Annotated in this window: 20 protein-coding genes; 11 read left to right on the top strand and 9 right to left on the bottom strand. The window is 49.5% G+C overall.

Annotated features, from left to right (window positions below; translation table 11 throughout):
• Together ACO0LF_RS28420 and ACO0LF_RS28415 are read left to right on the top strand one after the other, a co-directional pair.
• A partial coding sequence (locus tag ACO0LF_RS28420; RefSeq protein ID WP_423013902.1) for an ExbD/TolR family protein occupies nt 1-233 on the top strand: 233 nt, incomplete at its 5' end.
• Nucleotides 234-402: 169 nt separating this feature from the next.
• Complete coding sequence (locus ACO0LF_RS28415; protein ID WP_423020263.1) at nt 403-1,653, top strand: hypothetical protein; 1,251 nt, start codon at nt 403-405, stop codon at nt 1,651-1,653.
• An 88-nt stretch (nt 1,654-1,741) separates the two neighbouring features.
• On the opposite strand, the gene ACO0LF_RS28410 is transcribed toward ACO0LF_RS28415, so the two are convergent.
• The 3 genes from ACO0LF_RS28410 to ACO0LF_RS28400 are packed head-to-tail and all read right to left on the bottom strand — an operon-like array spanning nt 1,742 to nt 3,936.
• On the bottom strand, nt 1,742-2,713 hold the full coding sequence (locus ACO0LF_RS28410) for a diguanylate cyclase (protein WP_423020261.1): 972 nt from the start codon (nt 2,711-2,713) through the stop codon (nt 1,742-1,744).
• A gap of 51 nt (nt 2,714-2,764) precedes the next feature.
• The gene (locus ACO0LF_RS28405; RefSeq protein WP_423020259.1) at nt 2,765-3,619 is read right to left on the bottom strand and encodes an HDOD domain-containing protein; all 855 of its coding nucleotides are present in this window, start codon (nt 3,617-3,619) and stop codon (nt 2,765-2,767) included.
• Nucleotides 3,616-3,936 carry a hypothetical protein gene (locus tag ACO0LF_RS28400; RefSeq protein WP_423020257.1) on the bottom strand — a complete coding sequence of 107 codons (321 nt, stop codon included), beginning with the start codon at nt 3,934-3,936 and terminating at the stop codon, nt 3,616-3,618. The genes ACO0LF_RS28405 and ACO0LF_RS28400 overlap by 4 nt, the downstream gene beginning before the upstream one ends.
• Nucleotides 3,937-4,249: 313 nt before the next feature.
• On the opposite strand from ACO0LF_RS28400, the gene ACO0LF_RS28395 reads away from it, so the two are divergent.
• The gene (locus tag ACO0LF_RS28395) at nt 4,250-4,855 is read left to right on the top strand and encodes a DUF1345 domain-containing protein (RefSeq protein ID WP_423020255.1); all 606 of its coding nucleotides are present in this window, start codon (nt 4,250-4,252) and stop codon (nt 4,853-4,855) included.
• Here ACO0LF_RS28395 and ACO0LF_RS28390 read toward each other — a convergent pair.
• Nucleotides 4,852-5,301, bottom strand: a complete 450-nt coding sequence (locus tag ACO0LF_RS28390) for a hypothetical protein (protein ID WP_423020253.1) — start codon at nt 5,299-5,301, stop codon at nt 4,852-4,854. The genes ACO0LF_RS28395 and ACO0LF_RS28390 overlap by 4 nt on opposite strands.
• Nucleotides 5,302-5,514: 213 nt before the next feature.
• Between ACO0LF_RS28390 and ACO0LF_RS28385 the strand changes: the two genes are divergently transcribed.
• On the top strand, nt 5,515-6,753 hold the full coding sequence (locus ACO0LF_RS28385; protein ID WP_423020251.1) for a nucleoside recognition domain-containing protein: 1,239 nt from the start codon (nt 5,515-5,517) through the stop codon (nt 6,751-6,753).
• 66 nt (nt 6,754-6,819) lie between these two features.
• On the opposite strand, the gene ACO0LF_RS28380 is transcribed toward ACO0LF_RS28385, so the two are convergent.
• Complete coding sequence (locus tag ACO0LF_RS28380; RefSeq protein WP_423020249.1) at nt 6,820-8,619, bottom strand: M14 family metallopeptidase; 1,800 nt, start codon at nt 8,617-8,619, stop codon at nt 6,820-6,822.
• Nucleotides 8,620-8,643: 24 nt separating this feature from the next.
• Nucleotides 8,644-9,951 (bottom strand): TRZ/ATZ family hydrolase, encoded by a 1,308-nt coding sequence (locus tag ACO0LF_RS28375; RefSeq protein ID WP_423020247.1) that lies wholly within the window; start codon nt 9,949-9,951, stop codon nt 8,644-8,646.
• A 180-nt stretch (nt 9,952-10,131) separates the two neighbouring features.
• Here ACO0LF_RS28375 and ACO0LF_RS28370 point away from each other — a divergent pair, with 180 nt between their 5' ends.
• Both ACO0LF_RS28370 and maiA read left to right on the top strand, forming a co-directional pair.
• A complete protein-coding gene (locus ACO0LF_RS28370) occupies nt 10,132-10,827 on the top strand; it encodes a fumarylacetoacetate hydrolase family protein (protein ID WP_423020245.1) in 696 nt (231 codons plus the stop codon).
• Between the two features lie 8 nt (nt 10,828-10,835).
• Entirely contained in the window at nt 10,836-11,492 is a 657-nt protein-coding gene (gene maiA / locus ACO0LF_RS28365) for a maleylacetoacetate isomerase (RefSeq protein ID WP_423020267.1), read from the top strand.
• A gap of 84 nt (nt 11,493-11,576) precedes the next feature.
• Here the strand turns inward: maiA and ACO0LF_RS28360 are convergent, their stop codons facing one another.
• Complete coding sequence (locus ACO0LF_RS28360) at nt 11,577-12,227, bottom strand: hypothetical protein (RefSeq protein WP_423020243.1); 651 nt, start codon at nt 12,225-12,227, stop codon at nt 11,577-11,579.
• 346 nt (nt 12,228-12,573) lie between these two features.
• Between ACO0LF_RS28360 and ACO0LF_RS28355 the strand changes: the two genes are divergently transcribed.
• Nucleotides 12,574-15,324, top strand: coding sequence for a PAS domain S-box protein (locus tag ACO0LF_RS28355; RefSeq protein WP_423020241.1), 2,751 nt, complete (start codon nt 12,574-12,576; stop codon nt 15,322-15,324).
• 116 nt (nt 15,325-15,440) lie between these two features.
• Here ACO0LF_RS28355 and ACO0LF_RS28350 read toward each other — a convergent pair whose 3' ends face one another.
• Together ACO0LF_RS28350 and ACO0LF_RS28345 are read right to left on the bottom strand one after the other, a co-directional pair.
• Nucleotides 15,441-16,199 carry a spondin domain-containing protein gene (locus tag ACO0LF_RS28350; RefSeq protein WP_423020239.1) on the bottom strand — a complete coding sequence of 253 codons (759 nt, stop codon included), beginning with the start codon at nt 16,197-16,199 and terminating at the stop codon, nt 15,441-15,443.
• Nucleotides 16,200-16,209: 10 nt separating this feature from the next.
• Nucleotides 16,210-16,980: a spondin domain-containing protein gene (locus tag ACO0LF_RS28345; RefSeq protein ID WP_423020237.1), complete on the bottom strand. Its 771-nt coding sequence runs from the start codon at nt 16,978-16,980 to the stop codon at nt 16,210-16,212.
• 268 nt (nt 16,981-17,248) lie between these two features.
• Between ACO0LF_RS28345 and ACO0LF_RS28340 the strand changes: the two genes are divergently transcribed.
• From ACO0LF_RS28340 to ACO0LF_RS28325, 4 genes are all read left to right on the top strand, one after another.
• Complete coding sequence (locus tag ACO0LF_RS28340; RefSeq protein ID WP_423020235.1) at nt 17,249-17,821, top strand: RNA polymerase sigma factor; 573 nt, start codon at nt 17,249-17,251, stop codon at nt 17,819-17,821.
• 16 nt (nt 17,822-17,837) lie between these two features.
• On the top strand, nt 17,838-18,182 hold the full coding sequence (locus ACO0LF_RS28335; RefSeq protein WP_423020233.1) for a hypothetical protein: 345 nt from the start codon (nt 17,838-17,840) through the stop codon (nt 18,180-18,182).
• A 1-nt stretch (nt 18,183) separates the two neighbouring features.
• Nucleotides 18,184-18,489 carry a 4Fe-4S dicluster domain-containing protein gene (locus tag ACO0LF_RS28330; protein WP_423020231.1) on the top strand — a complete coding sequence of 102 codons (306 nt, stop codon included), beginning with the start codon at nt 18,184-18,186 and terminating at the stop codon, nt 18,487-18,489.
• A gap of 96 nt (nt 18,490-18,585) precedes the next feature.
• Complete coding sequence (locus ACO0LF_RS28325; protein ID WP_423020229.1) at nt 18,586-19,065, top strand: GNAT family N-acetyltransferase; 480 nt, start codon at nt 18,586-18,588, stop codon at nt 19,063-19,065.

Here is a 19,065-nt window from a genome sequence, read left to right as displayed (position 1 = left end):
TTGATATTGATGTGGACTTTGATGGTACCGTGGCCTGGAATGGCACGACAGTCAACAGCGCTGAACTCGAAGCCAAGCTGACCGAAGCCGCTTCACAGAAAGATCAGCCTGAAGTGCATCTGCGTCCTGTCGCTGTTGTACCTTACAAATCTGTGGCAGCTGTCATGGCAGCGGCACAGCGTCTTGGTGTCACCAAGATTGGTATGGTCGGCAATGAGCAGTTCTTGAAGTGATAAATAAGCATTTCAAGGCAGTTTCGGCGCATCCATGCTGACTTATTAAGGTATGATAGAAAATTGGCAGGGTTAACCCTGCCATTTTTCATATTCACGGGTTGAGCCTAGGTTTTTCTAAAGCTGCAGTCCCCAAGTTTATTAAATTTATTGATTGAGAGATCAACATATGAAGCAACTTCGCTTGTCTCGTATTGCTGTATTGATTGCAGCGATTGGCTTTGCAGCCGCTCCAGAATTAACAAATATCGCAGCAAATCAAGCCTATGCTCAAGAATCCTTGCGCCCTGAAATTGCCAAGATTGTGCACGCAGCAGGTGAATTATACAAAGCGAAGAAATTTAGAGAAGCATTGTCTAAAATCCACGAGGCTGACAGCGTAGGTGGCAAGACAGTCAATGAAAACTTTACGATAGAGCGCATGCGTCTCTCGATTGCTTCCGCTGCTGGCGACAATGACACCGTGATCCGTTCAGCCGAAACGATCGTGTCTGCCAATAAACTGGGCGGTAAAGAACAGTTGCAAATGATACAGGTGCTGGCGAACGGTTACTTTAAGGCTGGTAACTATTCCAAAGCTGCACAATGGTATAACCGTTATTATTCTGACGGCGGCACCGATCAATCTTTACGTCCTTACCTGATACAGGCAATGTCGCAAAGTGGCGACAGCGCCAAGGCCATGAAAGAGATCAATGCTGAATTGGCAGCAGATGAAAAGGCTGGTCGTACTCCGAGCTTGACCAATCTCGAATACCTGTCGCAAGATGCCTTGAAGCGCAAGGACATGGCTACTTATTCCAGCGCGCTGGAAAAGATGGTCGCATTCCATGGCAAAAAAGAATACTGGGTCAATCTGCTCAATAATATCGAGAGAAAACCAGGGTATTCCGAGCGTTTGAAACTGGATTTGCTGCGTTTGAAGCTGGCTCTGGGCCAAATCACCAAGACTTCCGATTACATGGATATGTCTTTGTTCGCTATCCAGGCTGGCTATCCAGCTGAAGCGACCAAGATTATTGATGCCGGTTATAAAGCTGGTGCTTTGGGCGAAGGCAAGGATGCAGAGCGTCACAAGCGTTTGCGTGACATGGCTAACAAGACTCAGGTGGAGACATCAAAAGAGCTGGTCGCCAATGAAGCTGAAGCCAAGTCAGCCAAGGATGGTAATGGCCTGGTCAATATTGGCTATGGCTATGTCACAGCAGGACAAGTTGACAAGGGTCTCGCCATGATGGAGGAGGGCATCGCCAAAGGTGGCCTCAAGCAGGAAGAAGATGCCAAATTGCATTTGGGCGTAGCGCAATTGCAAGCCGGCAAAAAAGCCAATGCCATCAAGACTTTGAAAACAGTACGCGGTACAGATGGCACAGCTGATCTGGCACGTTACTGGATCATCTATGCCAACCAGTCCAAGTAATTGACTTGAGTTGCTTATTGCTGGAATGAAACAAGGGCGCTTTTATGCGCCCTTGTTTTTTTATATTTTTATTGGTTTTTAAGTGGATTTAACTTGCCACTTGATTGCGCCCATTGGCTTTGGCACGATACAGTGCCGCATCGGCGCAACTGATGAGGGCATTACTATTCTGCTCATCGCTCAAGGTCGCTACCCCAAATGATCCAGTGATGTGTGGTAGGGGCTTGTGCCTGTCAACAAACACCTTGGTCTTACCCAGTCGGCTACACAGTCTTTGTGCTACACCCAGAGCGGATTTTTGGTTTGCACCAGGCAGTATCACCATCATTTCTTCACCTCCATAGCGAGCGGCAAAGTCACTGGGACGCAAGCCTGCGTTAAGGACCTTTGCAGCAGTTTGCAAGGCGTCATCCCCCAGCAAATGACCATGTTCATCATTGAATCGCTTGAAATGATCCAGGTCTACCATGATGATGCTCAGTGGCGCACCTGTTGCCTGGGCATGCTGCACCATCCCGGGTAGTTGTGCATTCAGCCAGGCGCGGTTGTGCAAGCCAGTCAGGCCATCCACCATCGATAACTGGCGATAGAATTCCCCCACTTTTTGACGACTACGGATTTGCGCATTGGCGGCGCGTATGCGGAAGGACAATAACTGCAAGAGATTGCGCGCCACGCCATTCGATTCATCTATCAGCCGCCACAAAGTTTCTGCTTCTATCAGCAATAATTCACTATCGCTGATAGCCGAGATAGTGGCTGAGTGAATTTCTTCATCAAGGACGGAAATCTCGCCTACACATTCACCAGGCAGGTACTGGGTGATGGTATTTTCCAGTTGATTGCTTTCTTCGGTCAGGCGTGTCACGCCCAAAGCACCTTGCAGGACGATAAACAGGCGGGCACCAGAGCTATTGGCATCCAGAACAATCTGGCCAGCACGGGCTTTGACGACCAGGCAATCCTTGATAATGTCGTTGATGAGTTTTCTATTATCTTCCGTAATATCACGGAAAAGATGAATGTCTTCTATACGGTAATTTGTTGCCTTGAAAAGCATCAATTGTTCCAAAATCGTTTTATCCAGATACATGGGGCAAAAAGAAAAATGTCAAAGTACGATCTGATCCAAAGCATCGAAGCGCATTTCAGTTTCACGGAAAATGCTTAAATAGTCAGCTTCACCAAGCCCTAGCGTATCCCAAGCCGCTTGTGACAGCAAGGGCAGCATGTCGTTTTCGTCATCGGACAGGTCAAGTGCGTGCACAATGGCATTGGCAATATGAATCACTGATGCCAATACATTCAGATTTTCTTGCTCAGGTTGATGATGACCGCGTATGGCATCACAGACAGCTTCTGAGAAATTCCAGTGTATTGCCAATGCCAGGCCAGCATCAACATGATCTATGTGCATGATGCTGCGTTCCGCTTCCAGCAGGGGGCAATCAGTTTCCAACTTGTAGCGTAGTACTTCATCATAATTGGCAGGATAACAGGTCACCAGTACCAAACGGCCTATGTCATGCAGCAAACCTGCCGTAAAAGCAAAATCATGCTTCATATGCAGGGCACGGGAAATCAGTTCGGCGCACACCGCCGTGGCAACACTGTGACGCCAGAAAGCCTTGAAATTAAAAGCAGGGCAACTGGCGGTAGGGAATTTGTTGGATAAAGTAGTCAAGCGAATGAGATTCTTGACATTTTTAATGCCCAGCATGGCAGTTGCCTGTTGTAAGGTAACTACTTTTGAATTGCTTCCGTAGTAAGAGGAATTGGCAAGTTTCAATAATTTCGCCGTGACCGAATGGTCCATGGCGATTTTTTCAGTCACCATGTCCAGGCTACTGTCTTCATCTTCCAGATTTTGCAGCATTTCCATCGCAACTTCAGGCAGGGTGGGCAGGTCCTTGATTTTGCTGATCACGTCATCCAGATGGACCTTGAATTCATTGGTATCAGTCATTTGGATTCACCCTGGCGGTATTGAATGACGTAGGCCTTCAGGATATTGGCAGGTTCGCTGTCGCCTATATGGCGAAAAATTTTTTCTATGCGCTCCAGCCGTGTTGCCAGGTCTTGCGCATTTTCTTGCTCTGAACCAGGATCACCTTCCACAGACAATTGATGTATATCGTGATGGGCGATAGCCTGTAGCATGCGCTCTGTTAAAGTGGTGCCTGCAGGTAAGAGTACATGACCGACCTTGTCGAGCAAATCGTCCGCCAGCACGGTACCAGGGCTAACCTTGGAGAGTGGCAAATAGTGATAATGTTTGTTCATGGCACTCGTCTCGCTGAATGACATGCCGCCATCACTGGCAACAATGTATGGTTTCAGTGTAATAAAAAATAAGCTAATTAAAATTACTTTTCATTAATATAAATTGCAGGACCGCTCAGGGATGCTTATGCCAGGATATCAATTGATATTGAATATACTACACCTGTATACACATGTATCTATCGGAAGTTCGATTCTCTTAATAAGTTTGAAGTAGTATGTAAAATTGTCATATGTTCAGGTTTTACTCTCACCAACGACAGGAACGATCATTAAACAAATAATTCAACGTCGCCCTCGCTTATTGCTGACGATGGGACTCGGTATTCTGACGGCAATAGTGTTGCCAGCATCTACGCCAATGATCACCCGTGCCCTGTGTGGCTGGAATGTCGGGGTATGGGCCTATTTACTACTGATGGGTTGGCTGATGACTTGTGCAGACAAGCATAAGGTGCGCAAGATGGCGCAACAGGAGGATGAGAGTGCAGTGACTGTCCTGGTTTTGCTATCTCTGGCTGCTTCTATTAGTCTGTTGGCGATCATTCATGAATTGTCTGGCATGGCAGGCTTGAGCAGTGAGGCCAGGATAGTGAAGTATCTGTTTGCCACCAGTACTGTGTTGGGGTCTTGGCTACTGCTGGGAATAATATTTTGCTTTCACTATGCCTTGCAGTTTTATAGCTCTCCTGCAGGCAAACCAGCCTTGCGCTTTCCTGAAGATGAAGAAATGCCGGACTTCTGGGATTTTCTGTACTTCTCGTTCACGATAGCAGTAGCAGCCCAGACATCCGATGTTACCGTCATGAACCGGCAGATGCGCAAGACGGTACTTGCGCAATCCATACTCAGTTTTTTCTTTAATGTGGCCGTCGTCGGTTTTTCCATCAATATTGCTGCCAGCCTGGTCGGGAATTAACGCCAGTGATGGCCGTGATGGCGTTCATACCTTTCTTCGCGCCATTCACGTTCGTAACGTCTTTCCTCGTGCCAGCCATGACGATCACGCCAGGGGTGGCCGTAGGTTTGCTCTACATACACGTGTTCTACATAGGGACGGGGTGAACTCAAAACGATGGGCACGCCACCCAGACGCATGTCGACGTTCACTCCATAGGGCAGGCGGCTACCGCTTTGCCAGCTAGCACCATTTGCCCAATACCAGTTTCTTTGCGCAGGGGCGTAATACACCTGTTGCGAGGGGTAATACACATAATTGTAGCTTGATACTACATGACGCACTGGTGGTACCGTATGCCAGCGATGATCTCTGACATAAACATCATGGGCGAATACCGTATTTGCACTGGCTGCGCAAATCAGCAGGGCTGATAACAGGCCTTTGATGAGTAGACTGGTTTTCATGATATCGCTTCCTTCGTTTTGATATTCACATAACGCAGCGCAGGGCCATGGGGCTGACAGGAATTTGTAGATAAGCATGTAAAACTGCAAGCAGATGTTACAGACCCTGCTCGTGGGCATGTGGCGCGTTTATGGCATTCAGCGAAATTTTCATACTACAGCATAGGCTTTTCATGATAAAAAGCCTGCACCCCTTATTCCATCTTGAATACCATGCTACTCACCTACATCTGGACAGGTTTTTTTCTGATCGGTTTTATTGCTGCTCTGGCGCAATGGCTGATACTGGGCGATGTAGAGGTGTTCAAACGCATCATGGATGGGACTTTTGAATCTGCACGCATAGGTGTCATGGATATCGCCTTGCCACTGGCGGGTGTCATGACACTCTGGTTGGGCATCATGAATATAGGCGAGAAAGCTGGGGCGATAGATTTTATCGCCAAAGTCATCGCTCCCTTTTTTGCCAGGATATTTCCTGGTGTGCCGCAAAATCATCCTGCCAATGGTCACATGGTGATGAATTTTTCGGCGAATTTGCTGGGTCTGGATAATGCCGCTACGCCTTTTGGTCTGAAGGCGATGGAGAGCCTGCAAAGCCTTAACCCCAGTAAGGACGAAGCCAGTGATGCGCAAATCATGTTCCTGGTCTTGCATACTTCAGGCCTGACCCTGATCCCCCTGGCCATCATGGCGCAACGCGCTGTGCTGGGTGCCAAAGATCCTTCGGATATTTTCATACCCTGCATGATCGCCACCTATGTAGCTACCGTGGTTGGCTTGATTGCTGTCGCCATACGACAACGCATTAATTTATTTGACCGGGTGGTGCTGGCCTGGCTGGGTGGCCTGACGAGTTTTATCGTTGCCCTGGTCTGGTATATGAGCCAGTACATGAGCCGTAGCGATATAGAAGTGTTTTCCAAAGTCAGTGCCAACCTCTTGCTGTTCAGTATTATCATCAGCTTCATGCTGGGGGCCATGCGCAAGAAAGTAAATGTTTACGAAGCCTTTATTGAGGGAGCCAAAGGCGGTATACAAACTTCGCTGACCATCATTCCTTACCTGGTAGGCATGCTGGTAGCGATCGGCGTGCTGCGCAATTCCGGCATACTGGGCTTTATTGTCTCTGGTTTTACCTGGTTATTTTCGCAGATGGGCTTGAATACGGATTTCACTGCAGCCTTGCCGACCGCCTTGATGAAGCCGCTCAGCAGCTCAGGTTCACGGGCATTGATGGTGGATGCCATGAAAACCTATGGAGTGGATTCTTTCATCGGTCGCCTGACCTGCATTTTCCAGGGATCGGCTGATACCACCTTCTATATTGTTGCCCTGTATTTTGGTTCAGTGGGCATACGCAAAACCAGATATGCCATCTCCATGGGCTTGCTGGCAGATTTTGCCGGCGTGGTCGCAGCGATCTTTGTTGCCTACCTGTTCTTCCATTGATGCCCGGCAAGGGGGAGCACCGCCATAGGTAAATGCGCATACGCCTACCTATGGCGATCCATGGCTTTATTTAGGAATAAAATCCAGTCGCAATACGGGGTAAACCTGATAGCGCTGATCCCAGGATGAATGGCGTCGTGCAAAAAAATCCAGGCGGGCGGATGGGCTCTTGGCGAACTCAGGGTCTTCAGCAATTTTCTTATCGAAGGCAGCTTTCAATTGCGGGTCGCTGGCTAATTGTTCGCGGGCGACATCTTCTGCCACATAGGCTTCCATATATTCCTTGCGTTCAAATGCGCCATTGAACCAACCCCAGTTGATCAGGGCATCTGGCGCTTGCGGCTCGAACATAGCTGCCACCAGTCTTGCTTTTGCCTGGGTAAGCGGAATGAATAAAGCGCCTTTGCGCAGGCTTTGTGTCTGGTTTTGCCACAGGCCTTGCAACTTCATGGCTTGTCTTCCTTCGAAAGACTGTGCCTGCAAACTAGCTTTGCTGGTGACGAACTGGTCTACAGAAATCGCAGGTAAATCGCTAGAAATGATGCGAAATTCTATGCCATGCTGCTGCAGTTTTTCTGCTACGGCCTTGCTATACGCCACCGGGACGATATAGCCAGCCTTGGGTAAATTTACCTGGGCATCGGCCACGATTTCATCGCGCAGTTTTACCTTCCATACTTGTGGCTTGCTTTCGTCATAGCGTGTCATCAAGGCACCTGACACATCCGACATGCTGCGGGTATACGCATAACCACGGAAGTCTATGTCCCTGGTTTTTTCTGTGGTCTTGTAAGTGACAGGCAAAATCTGGCCAGCCAGTTGCATGGCACGCTGGTCCGCTGCCCTGGCCGTTGCCAGCCATTCGTTGCCGTGAGCGGCAACTTGTTCCAGCACTGAAATGACGGTGTTATGCGTGATGCGTACACGAGTAGCATAGTCTTTCCAGGAATGGGTTTCTACCAGCATGCCAAAGCGATTACGCAAGGGCAGGTAGCCATTTGAAAATCGCGGTGGTGCTACATTGTCGACAAAGCCTGACATGGGATCATCTTCATGCGCAAACGACATGTAAAAGGGCAGGGGCAGCGAACCTTGTTTGGCGAGATCAGCGATCACGTTGTCACGCAAGGCCTTGCCTGCTGCACGCAGGGCCGCGTCGCCTGAATTGACAGGCTCGACCTGTATCGAGATATCATGCTCAAACTTGGCGCCATCAGTCACATGCAAATCAATCACCGCCAGCGGGTCCCAGGTATTGAAAAGCTTCAGCATGGCCTGCATTTCAGGTGCATCTGCCTTCACATAATCGCGGTTCAGATTGTAGTTTTGCGCCGTGGTACGCCAGCCCATTTCTTCCGGGCCGCGCTGATTGGGGCGGTTCCAGGCAGCAAAACGCTCGTGCCCATCGATATTGAAAACGGGGATGAAGAGTAAGACTTGTTTATCCAGCGCATGTGCGGCCAGCTTGTTATCCAATATCTCGCGCAATGCCAGAAAGCCAGCATCCTTGCCATCTATTTCACCAGCATGTATACCACCCTGTATCAGGGTCACAGGCAATGCTTGCTTCGCTACCTGCGCAGGTGTGAAAGCGCCGCTGCGTGTGGCAATCAAGGCCAGCATGGGCCGGTTTTCTGGTGTGCGCCCAAACTCCAGGCAGCGCACTTCTTTGGGATAACTTTTCTGGAAAGCCTGGCACAGCTTTTCCACTTCTTCATAGCGGCCGGTTTTTTTAAAGCCACTTTGTTCAGCGAGAGTAGTCAATGATTCTGCCGCTTCAGCATTCGCCATCAGCAGGCTGGAGCTGGCAAGCAAACTGGTGATGAGGCTTCTTTTAAAAAGGGTATAGGCTGGTTTCATACGCATGAGGTAGTAAGTGAACCTGTTGAATTAAACTGCGGCGATTTTTTGATGCCACCACTGAGCTTTGTCCTTAAGCTGGCCTTCATCCACAGTCTGCAATTGACGTTCAGCCATCAGGCAGCGACCATTTACCCAGACATGGCTGACTTGCTCACGTCCTGCGGCATAAACGATCTGAGATGCCGGATCAAACAGTGGCAATGTCTCAATTGCCGACAGGTCAATCGCTATCACGTCCGCCAGCTTGCCCGCCACCAGGCTGCCAATCTGTTTATCCATACCCAGGGCTCTGGCACCTGCCAGGGTCGCCATCTCCAGCGCATTTCCGGCATTCAGTGCAGTTGGATTACTCGATACGGCTTTTGCCAATAAAGCAGCCATACGCAAGTCACCGAGTAAATCCAGCTTGTTATTACTGGCTGCACCATCCGTGCCTATACCCACATTGACGCCCGCTGTTTGCATGGCGTGGACAGGGGCAAAGCCGGAAGCCAGCTTCAAATTACTGGCAGGATTGTGGGCAATATGCACGCCTTGCTGTGCCAGTAGTGTGATTTCATCCGCATTCGCATGCACCATATGGGCAGCGATCAGGCGTGGCGACAACAGGCCCAGATTATGCAGGCGTTGCAAGGGGCGCATGCCATGGTCCCTGAGACTGTCATTGACTTCATCCATGGTTTCATGGATGTGGCAATGTATGCCCATGTCGTGCTTGTCTGCCAGTGCCACGATTTTTTTGAATGTCGCATCCGAGACTGTGTAAGGAGCATGCGGAGCGAGGCGGAATGCAACTCCGCTTTGCCCCTGGAAAGCCTGGTGTGAGGCCAGCGCTTTTTCCAGATAGCCATCGGCATCTGCTGCATAGCCAGTAGGAAATTCCAGCACACTGCAACCGACTACAGTGCGCATGCCGGTGTGCAGGCCTGCGCGCGCGACATCATCATTATAGAAATACATGTCATTGATGGTGGTGGTACCACCACGCAGCATTTCTGCCATGGCATATACACTGCCATCAAAGACAAACTCTTCCGATACATGCTTTTTTTCGGCTGGCCAGATGTGATTGTGCAACCAGTCCATCAGGCTTAAGTCATCTGCCAGGCCACGCAACAAGGTCATGGCAGAATGGCCATGCAGGTTGACCATGCCAGGCATGACTGCGTGTTCAGCCAGTTCCAGGTGATGTGCATCCGGGTGCTGTTGGCGTGCGTCGGCGCTACTGAGAACGGCCAGGATTTTTTCATCCTGCATGACTAAAGCATGTTCGCGAAGGACGGTGGCGCGTGGTTCTATAGGGATCAGGTATTTGGGATGTAGGCAGGTTTTCATTTTTTTAGGCTCCGCAATTGAACTGGCATTATAACCAGTGAAATTAAATCATGAGCCCACAGGCAAAAATCAAGTCGTGCGACCGTATGACAGAGCATATTTGAAAGTGCCATAATAGCGGCTTGAAGATGAAATATTTGCCAGAATAGTCATGGCAAACCAGTATTTTATGGAGCAGATATGGATTACTTATTTCCCCCGCTACAGCAGGCAGCCGTACCCATCGCTGGTGGTACGGCATATTTCCCGGTACATAGAATTTATTGCGTGGGCCGTAATTATGTAGAACATGCCAAAGAAATGGGATGGTCGGGCAGAGAACCGCCATTCTTCTTCATGAAGCCAGCCGATGCGGTTTTACCCGTCATGGCTGGCCAGGTAGGTGAGATGCCTTATCCCCCCATGACCGTTAATTTACATCATGAAGTGGAGCTGGTACTTGCCATAGGCCAGGGTGGCAAAAATATCCCTGTCGAAGAGGCGCAGAGCCATATCTGGGGCTATGCTGTAGGCCTGGACATGACGCGCCGCGACTTGCAGGCAGAAGCCAAAGACCAGGGGCGGCCCTGGTGCACTGCCAAGGGTTTCGATTTTTCTGCACCCATAGGGCAGATACATCGCGCTGATACGGTACAAAATATAGAGCAGGCCAGTATCAGCCTGCATGTGAATGGACAAAGCAGGCAAAGTAGTGATACCAGCAAATTGATCTGGAATCTGGCAGAAATCGTCGCTTGCTTGTCCGAGCTCTACACTTTGCAGCCCGGCGACCTGATTTTTACCGGTACACCAGAAGGCGTCGCTGCAGTGCAGCGCGGTGATGTGCTCGAAGCAACTATCTCGGGTTTGAGTGATTTGAAAATAAGAATGGTGTAAGCGCAATGATGAAACTTTATGGTTATTTCCGTAGCTCGGCTTCTTACCGGGTCAGAATCGCCCTTAATCTCAAAGGGCTGGACTATGAACAGGTGGCAGTGCACCTGGTCAAAAACGGGGGGGAGCAACTCGCCCCGGCCTTTCGTGCCTTGAACCCGGATGCGCTGGTGCCAGTCTTGCAGGATGATATTGAGGGGCAAACCGCGAATCTGACGCAATCCATGGCGATCATTGAATACCTTGATGAAGCTTATCCAGAGTCAGCCTTGTTGCCATCCAGCCCGCTGGAGCGGGCCCACGTGCGCTCCCTGGCGCTGGCAATTGCCTGTGAAATTCATCCACTGAATAATTTGCGGGTATTGAAATATTTGTCGGGCACTTTGCAAGTCAGCGATGAGCAAAAGAATGCCTGGTACAGACACTGGTGTGAAACTGGTCTCTCCGTACTGGAACAAAAACTGGCGGCTGACAAGCATACCGGGCGTTATTGTTTTGGCGATACCCCCGGTTTTGCAGATTGCTTTCTGGTACCGCAGATCGCCAATGCCCAGCGCTTTCATTGCGATTTGAGCGGCATGCCCACACTCATGCGCATACATCAGGCTTGCAGTGAGCATCCCGCCTTTATCAAGGCTGCACCTGCAAACCAGCCAGATGCAGAGTAGCTGGAACTGATGAGTATCTGCTGACCAGATGAAAAAAAGGGGCCCGAAAAAAGGCCCCTGTGATTCCCCGCTGCGTAAGTTAGTTTAATTCGGTAAATCAGGATTGTCGTGGCTATTTGCGAGCGTATCGTTGAGTACGGAAATCAGCAGCGAGCGTGTCAATTTTGATTTGGTTGTATAGCCATCAATGGCAAATTCTTCGCTGACTTGCTGTTCGGGCGCATAGCCTGGCTGCCCTGTGCGTAAAACGATGCGCAGATTGGTAAGCGCCATTTCATTGCGAATGACATTCACCAGCTTCAAGCCTGCATCTACTGTCTCCATCACCACATCCAGCAAGACCAGTGCAATATCGGGATTGGCACTGATGACACTGCGTGCTTCTTTGGCAGAGTAGGCATGTATGAATTCCAGGGGGCGGCCATGAATCTTGACCCCGCTCAAGGCCAGCAAAGTGGTGTCGTGGACATTGCTGTCATCGTCAGCGATAAGGATTTTCCAGGGATGCAGTTCCAGCTTGGGTTGCAAGGATTCTTCATCTTCTTCAAGGAAATCAATGATGTCATCATCCTGACTGGCGCCCAGCACGCCATCGGATACGGAGTCATTGCCCCAGTATGAATACAGTCCCAAGCCCGTTGATCTTTCATTTTTTGCCAGAATTTCAACTGCCATTTTTCCGACATAAAGATCATTATGCAACAAGCCGGGTATCCTACTGTGTTGGTTCTTCATCAGTGTGCTCCCTGTTGCTTGAATTTGCCTACTTTCAATTCAATCTTATGTGAAGCAGACTGCATAATCAAGACCAAACATTTCGAAAATGTTAAATAATGATTATTACAACAATCGCTTTTCATTAATATTGATCTAAGTCGCCAATTGTGCTGATCTTCAGTGCTACTATTTAATCTTAAAAATCAGATACCCTTATTTTCTCGCTAATCTGACTCAGATGCTGGCAAAACGCCATGCAAGCAGCAATTTGATGTTCATTTAGTGCGTGAAAACAGTCATGCTGGATCAGGAGCAGGCGTGGAGCTTGACACTTTTTTGCATAGTTCGTGTGGGTAGTATCTCTATGCCATCCATCTATCTTCCCGCAGCTATCATCACCTCAGTCGTGACCAGCTTTTTAACCATGCTGGTCTTGTTCTATGTTCAGCACTTGCACGTGCATGCAAGAGCGACACGCTGTTGGGCTTTGGCCTATGCCTGCCTGGTCTTAAAGCAATTATGTCATTTTCTTGCGGAGGACCATGCACCCGTCTTCAGCCTCGCCGCTGATGTTTTTTTGCTGGCTTACATTTGCTATTTGTGGGCGGGGACCAGAATCTTTCATGGCAAGACCGTGTATGTCATGCCTGTCATGCTCGGGTTTTCGGTAGCTACGCTATGGCTGTTGATGACTTTCCTGACTGCCGTCACACCCTTGTGGCGCATGCTGCCAGTTTATTTGCTCTCTGGTGTCGTCATGATGAGCGCAGCACTGAATTTCTGGCGTGCTCGTGGCGAAAAGCATAGTCTGGGGTTTCTCTTGCTAGGTGTTCTGATTTTTTTAAAAGGCCTGCAACTGCTGGGTTTTCCTTTCTTGTCTCAGCGCACAGAGCATGCTTCCTGGAGCTATGAAATAGCAGCCTTCCTGGACCTGGCCATAGGCATGCTGTTCCTGGTGGCGGCGCTGCTGCGTCAGCAAGATGATATGGGGCGCGTCAATGATAATCTGAAGCAGGAAATGGAAGAACGCAAGAATATAGAGCGTTTATCCAGGGAGCGGGAAACCCTGTTTGAAAAAGTATTTCAGATGGTGCCAGATGTATTGGCTATCTGCCGCGAAAAAGATGGACGTTATCTGGAGGTGAATCGTCACTGGGAAACCATCACAGGCTATACCAGAGATGAAACGCTGGGGCGGTATTCACTGGAGCTGAATTTGTGGATGGATGCCAGCCTGCGTGCCGACATGCTGGATATCTTGCGGCGCGATGGTGAAGTCAATAATTTTGAAACCATCTACCGGCACAAGCTCGGGCATTCCTACCATGTGCTGATATCGGGTACACGTTTTGATGCCGGGGGTGAACCCTATATTGCTTATGCCATGCAAGACATTTCAGCTTTGCGCAAGGTTGAGCAATTACAGGAAAAAGTCGAACGGGCATTACAGGAACGGGAAAAATTATTGTCCACCGTATTCCAGCTCGTACCAGATACCTTGACCATCACCAGAATGGCAACCGGGGAATATGTCGATGTCAATCGTAATTGGGAACCTATTTCAGGTTATACCCGCGAAGAAGCCATAGGTCGCACTTCGAATGATATACAGCTATGGCATGAACCTGCGCAGCGTGATGAGTTGATCAGCCAGATACGCCAGCAAGGCGAAGTTCGCAATATGCAAATTGCATTCCGTCATAAGCAGGGTCATATCGCCCAATGTCGTGTGTCAGGATCACAGTTCGAAGCGGGCGGAGAAGCCTATCTGCTTCTGTCTTCGCATAATATAGATCAGGAGCTCAGCGCCGAGGCAGCACGCCTGCAAGTTGAGTCTTTATTGCGTGAAAATGAGCAGAAATATTCCACCTTGTTCCAATTATCGCCTATCCCACTGGGTCTGGTCGATGTACTGACTGATTGCATAGTCGAAGTCAATGATATCTGGCTCAAGGAATTCGACTACCAAAGAGAAGACATCATAGGCCGCACCACCATGGATATGGGCTTTGTCGCACAGGCGCAAGAGCGGGAAAAATTCAATGCAGATCTGGGGCGCGATAAAAAAGTCGATCAACTGGAAGTGCGTATCAAAAACCAGTTGCAGGAAGAAATGATCTTCCTCTTGTCGGCGCGTTTGATACGCATGCATGACAAGTCCATGTGCATATTCTCTTTATTGAATGTGACCAGGCAGGTGCAGATAGAGCAGGAAATTCGTGAAATGACGGCCCAACTGGAAGAGCGCGTCAGGCTGCGTACCCTGAATTTACAGCAAGCCAACGCAGAACTGGCTGCTGCCATGGAATCTTTGCGGCATACCCAGGATGAGTTGGTGCGCTCCGAAAAAATGGCTGCCCTGGGTTCTCTGGTTGCCGGTGTTGCCCATGAACTCAATACACCCATAGGCAATAGCGTTACCGTCGCCAGTACTTTGCAGGATAAAACGAATGAAATGCTACACGATGTCAGTGAAGGTAAGCTGAAACGCTCGACGCTGACCAATTACCTTGAAAATGCAGCGACTGGAACAGCCTTGCTGATGCGCACCCTGGGCATGGCGCGGGAACTGATACGCAGTTTCAAACAAGTGGCAGTTGATCAATCGAGTAGCCACAGACGGCAATTTGATTTGCAGATGGCGCTGGAAGAACTGATCGTGACTCTCACGCCCATGTACAAAAAAACGGCGCATACCCTGGTGACTGCGCTGGAGCCTGGCATCATGATGGATAGCTACCCAGGCCCACTTGGACAAATTATCACCAACTTCATGACCAATGCGCTGACGCACGCTTTTGAACATAGAGAGCATGGTGAAATGCGTTTGAGCACCTGTCTGGTGGGAGATGACAAGGTGCAAATCGTATTTGCCGACAATGGCATAGGCATGAGTGAACAAATCCAAAAACGGGTTTTTGATCCTTTTTTTACAACCAAGCTAGGGCAGGGTGGGTCGGGGCTGGGCATGAATATCGCGTATAACCTGGTGACAGGTGTGCTGGGTGGCGAGATACAGTTGCTGAGCAAGCCTGATGAAGGGGCAATATATACCATGACCTTGCCTTTGATTGCACCGCAATTGCGGATTGAGCAAGAGAAAAGGGAAGGGTAGTTGCGCCTTGCTTTTTTAATGCAGATAAGCTGGATCAGGCTTAAGCATCTCCGAGATCAAAAAACAGAAAATGACCTGCACTCATGCAAGCGCAGGCCATCTCAAAAAACAGTTTTTTATTGCGTACGTTTGATCGTCAATGTGGCGACGGGATTATCCCAGCGATGCATTTGCGTGAGTGCGGAAGTTGGCAAGCCATCATCCTTGCTGACTATACCTGGATGTATATGCACGACATTGATGACATCGTCGCGCACAGGATTAAATGCTTCCCGCTTGCCGCCAGAATTTGCAGTCGCAGGACCTGGTACTGTGTCAGCACTTTCTGTATTGCGCTCAGTACCTGCATCATATGCCAGCAATCTGAGCGTGGTACTGCCACCTGCAGCCAGTTGAGCCAGCGACTGGGCATTGACGCCAGTAAAACCGTCATTCGTATTGCCCATCATGCTTGCCAGTGACAAGCGTAAATTGGGCAAACTGGCTACCGGTACTGTCAGGTAGACGGTGGATTTATTTCCCGCCCCCGGCAATAGAGGGCCACCAGTACCGACTGCAGATGCAAATACAGATTTGGAGCTGCTGGCAAGCGCTACCAGGGGTGCAGTCTCTCCCCCTTCTGCCAGCCTTTCCAATTCCACGCTGGCGGATTCGCCGAGATTGAATAATTTAAAACCATCATCGTGGGCCACTGCAACCAGCGGCGTCAAAGGCTGGCCTGCAGTCAAATTCACCAGTGTCACCTCAAAGACTGCCGGTGTACTAATGGTGACGACCTCTGCTGGTGGTTTGCTATCGTGGCCACCGCAAGCGCTCAGCAAAGCGGTGGCAGCCAGCGAAATCAAGCTCGCTTTAAAGCCTAAGGAGTTGCGCATATGCTTCTCCTTATTTGACTGTGAGAACAACACGTGCCACCGGGTTCAACCAGCGATACACAGTATTGTCGAGGGCGCTGGGGCCACCATTGGCGCTACCGACAATACCACGGTGTATATGCACAAATCCTTCTTTGGTGGCATTGGTGAAACCTGTCGCATTTGGATTGATGTCTGCCGACAGCTTGCCTGTAGCGTCATTTAAAAATGCAGGGAAAATCATACCTGGCTGATTAATGCCACCGGCTGCTGCTTTCTTTTCATCATTGGCCTCAGTACCAGCGTCATAGGCAGTGACATTGTAAGTGTAGGTGCCTGGGGCAGTCGGAATATCAATGGCGTTCAGCGCCAGGAAGCCATCATTGGTAGGTACCAGCATGGCTAGCAGCGTGAGCTGGGAGTTGGCAGTGCCTGCGCCACCGGTAAAAGTGCCAGTCGTTGCACTGCCGCCTGGCTTTAAAGGGCCCTTGGCTGGATCGACCACCTTGACCGTACCTGCAGGCAGCAAGGCTTGCATGCCTGTTGTGTCACCTGCTTCGGCAATGCTTTGCAATTCCACGCTGGCGGCGGTGCCATCAGTGAATGCCTTGAAGTTTGCAGGATGTGCAGCGACCAACATAGGGGTGAACCAGGTTCCTCGTGTTAAATTAGTCACGGTCACCGTCAAATCTGCAGCAAAAATGGCAGGTGAAGCAGCTAAAACTGTGGAGGCAAGGAGGATTTTCTTAAAAAGAGAAGTATGGCTTTTGGGTGTCGATGCGCGATCGTTAGGGATGTACATATTGTCGTTTTCCTCGGTCTGGATTGGTTGAAATACATGCACTTGTTATGCAAGCTGCCACCTTCAGTCGTGGTAACGAGTACTTCCTTACAAAGATTTTTAAATTAAATTTCAGCCTTGTGTTGCTCAAATAAGTATTTTGAAATGGCATGTAAATAGTGAGATGATCAATTCTTTACTCCGGCATGAGGGCAAACCGGAGACATAGAAATTAAATGTTTTATGCAGATACCTACAATATTTCCGGTGATAGTACGTCTACACCGGTATGGACACGACACATAACCCAGATGAGCTGATGGCGGATCAGGATAATCACATCACCGAAACGGTCAGGCGCGAACGCGGGCGGCTGGGTAGTTTCATACGCAAACGCGTTGCCGATGCCAGCGAGGCGGAAGATATTCTGCAAGATGTGTTTTATGAGCTGGTGGAAGCTTATCGCTTGCCCGAGCCCATAGAACAGGTTGGTGCCTGGTTGTTCAGGGTGGCGCGCAATCGCATCATAGACCGCTTTCGCAAGAAAAAAGAAGTCGCTTTGCCGGATCTGGAAGAGGGGAGCGATGATGAAGCCTGGCTGGATCAGATTTTGCGCTCGGCCGATGGCGGGCCAGAGGCCGCTTATGCACGCAATCTCATGCTGGCCGAGTTGTATGAAGCTTTGGATGAATTACCTGAAGAGCAGCGTGATGCTTTCATAGGCCATGAAATAGAAGGGCTGAGCTTCAAGGAAATGTCCGCTGCAACTGGACTGGGTGTGAATACTCTGTTGGCGCGCAAACGATATGCAGTCTTGCACCTGCGGGTACGCTTGCAAGACTTATTGGAAGAATTTAATTGAAACTGGAGAAATTAATATGTGGAAGCTATTTAAAGTATTAAAAGTCATGACACTGATTATTGTTGGTGTCAGTGCCTTGGGCTGGGTCGTGATGATGCTATGGAACTGGCTCATGCCCGCCTTGTTTGTTGGTGCGCGCAACATAGACTTCTTGCAGGCACTTGGTTTGCTGGTGCTAAGTAAAATCCTGTTTGGTGGCATGCGTGGCCATGGTGGCTGGCACAAACACGGCGGTTTGCATGATCATCATCGCCGCTGGGAAAAGCTGACGCCGGAAGAGCGCGAGAAATTTCGCCACGGTATGTTTGGCCGCAGAAAACATAGGGATGAAGGGCGCGGCCACAATCACGAGCGAGTCTGAGATGCCAGCACATAAAGAAGTCAGTTGCAAACAGGAAGCAGGCATCATTGTCCCGATAGTGAACTTGAGTAAATGCGAAGGCAAGGCAGACTGCGTTCCTGTTTGCCCCGAGCATGTCTTTGAAGTTCGCCGTATTGCCGATACTGATTATCAGCAACTGGCCTGGCTGGCCAAACTCAAACAGCGTGTGCATGGCATGCAGGTTGCCTACACGCCCAATGCCGATGCTTGCCGCGCCTGTGGTCTCTGTGTATCCGCCTGTCCTGAAAAGGCGATCAGCTTGGAGCGCTCAGCGCAAAAAAAATAGTGGAGGAAATCGTACTTTTGCTTTTCTTGTCTGTAGTATGTTTTAAAATAGTCATTGCTAGGCATTTCGTTTTTAATATCCCGAATAGAGAAATCAATGACTATTTTGTTGCGTGTAGCTGAGCATAATGATCTTGACGCCATCGTGCAATTACGTATGCGCTTGTTTGATAAGCTTGTCGACTTCAACAAGGGCAAGGGCGTGGATGATGCATTGATGCAGGCAAGCCGGAATTATTTTGACGATGCATTTCAACATGGAAATTGCAAAACCTGGGTAGCGGAAGAGCAGGGGCAGATCGTTGCTTGCGGCTCGCTGGTCGTATTCGTGCGCCCACCTTATCCTGGCAATACGGCAGGCAAGGATGCCTATCTGCTTAATATGTATACCCTGGCAGAGTATCGCAAACTAGGCCTGGCCAGAAAAATTGTACGCCTGGCGATGCAGTACGCCCATGAGCAGGGATATGGCAAGGTTTGGCTGCATGCTACAGAGGATGGCCAGCCGCTATATGCATCAGAGGGATTCCTGGGTAGCAGTGATTACATGGAGTGGGAAGTCAAAGCCGGAGTGTAA

Origin of the sequence: Undibacterium sp. Di27W (assembly GCF_049340345.1) — a bacterium.
Lineage (GTDB): Bacteria > Pseudomonadota > Gammaproteobacteria > Burkholderiales > Burkholderiaceae_D > Undibacterium.
The sequence above is the reverse complement of the archived record's forward strand: the minus strand, read 5'-3'. Positions and strand labels throughout refer to the sequence as shown.

Excerpts from the sequence above, each read along its gene's own strand:
- maiA (WP_423020267.1), top strand. The coding sequence starts at position 10,836 with ATGAAACTTTATGGTTATTTCCGTAGCTCGGCTTCTTACCGGGTCAGA.
- ACO0LF_RS28350 (WP_423020239.1), bottom strand. The coding sequence starts at position 16,199 with ATGCGCAACTCCTTAGGCTTTAAAGCGAGCTTGATTTCGCTGGCTGCC.
- ACO0LF_RS28355 (WP_423020241.1), top strand. The coding sequence starts at position 12,574 with ATGCCATCCATCTATCTTCCCGCAGCTATCATCACCTCAGTCGTGACC.
- ACO0LF_RS28385 (WP_423020251.1), top strand. The coding sequence starts at position 5,515 with ATGCTACTCACCTACATCTGGACAGGTTTTTTTCTGATCGGTTTTATT.
- ACO0LF_RS28335 (WP_423020233.1), top strand. The coding sequence starts at position 17,838 with ATGTGGAAGCTATTTAAAGTATTAAAAGTCATGACACTGATTATTGTT.
- ACO0LF_RS28380 (WP_423020249.1), bottom strand. The coding sequence starts at position 8,619 with ATGCGTATGAAACCAGCCTATACCCTTTTTAAAAGAAGCCTCATCACC.
- ACO0LF_RS28415 (WP_423020263.1), top strand. The coding sequence starts at position 403 with ATGAAGCAACTTCGCTTGTCTCGTATTGCTGTATTGATTGCAGCGATT.
- ACO0LF_RS28395 (WP_423020255.1), top strand. The coding sequence starts at position 4,250 with ATGGGACTCGGTATTCTGACGGCAATAGTGTTGCCAGCATCTACGCCA.
- ACO0LF_RS28390 (WP_423020253.1), bottom strand. The coding sequence starts at position 5,301 with ATGAAAACCAGTCTACTCATCAAAGGCCTGTTATCAGCCCTGCTGATT.
- ACO0LF_RS28360 (WP_423020243.1), bottom strand. The coding sequence starts at position 12,227 with ATGAAGAACCAACACAGTAGGATACCCGGCTTGTTGCATAATGATCTT.
- ACO0LF_RS28345 (WP_423020237.1), bottom strand. The coding sequence starts at position 16,980 with ATGTACATCCCTAACGATCGCGCATCGACACCCAAAAGCCATACTTCT.
- ACO0LF_RS28370 (WP_423020245.1), top strand. The coding sequence starts at position 10,132 with ATGGATTACTTATTTCCCCCGCTACAGCAGGCAGCCGTACCCATCGCT.
- ACO0LF_RS28410 (WP_423020261.1), bottom strand. The coding sequence starts at position 2,713 with ATGCTTTTCAAGGCAACAAATTACCGTATAGAAGACATTCATCTTTTC.
- ACO0LF_RS28330 (WP_423020231.1), top strand. The coding sequence starts at position 18,184 with ATGCCAGCACATAAAGAAGTCAGTTGCAAACAGGAAGCAGGCATCATT.
- ACO0LF_RS28405 (WP_423020259.1), bottom strand. The coding sequence starts at position 3,619 with ATGACTGATACCAATGAATTCAAGGTCCATCTGGATGACGTGATCAGC.
- ACO0LF_RS28325 (WP_423020229.1), top strand. The coding sequence starts at position 18,586 with ATGACTATTTTGTTGCGTGTAGCTGAGCATAATGATCTTGACGCCATC.
- ACO0LF_RS28400 (WP_423020257.1), bottom strand. The coding sequence starts at position 3,936 with ATGAACAAACATTATCACTATTTGCCACTCTCCAAGGTTAGCCCTGGT.
- ACO0LF_RS28340 (WP_423020235.1), top strand. The coding sequence starts at position 17,249 with ATGGACACGACACATAACCCAGATGAGCTGATGGCGGATCAGGATAAT.
- ACO0LF_RS28375 (WP_423020247.1), bottom strand. The coding sequence starts at position 9,951 with ATGAAAACCTGCCTACATCCCAAATACCTGATCCCTATAGAACCACGC.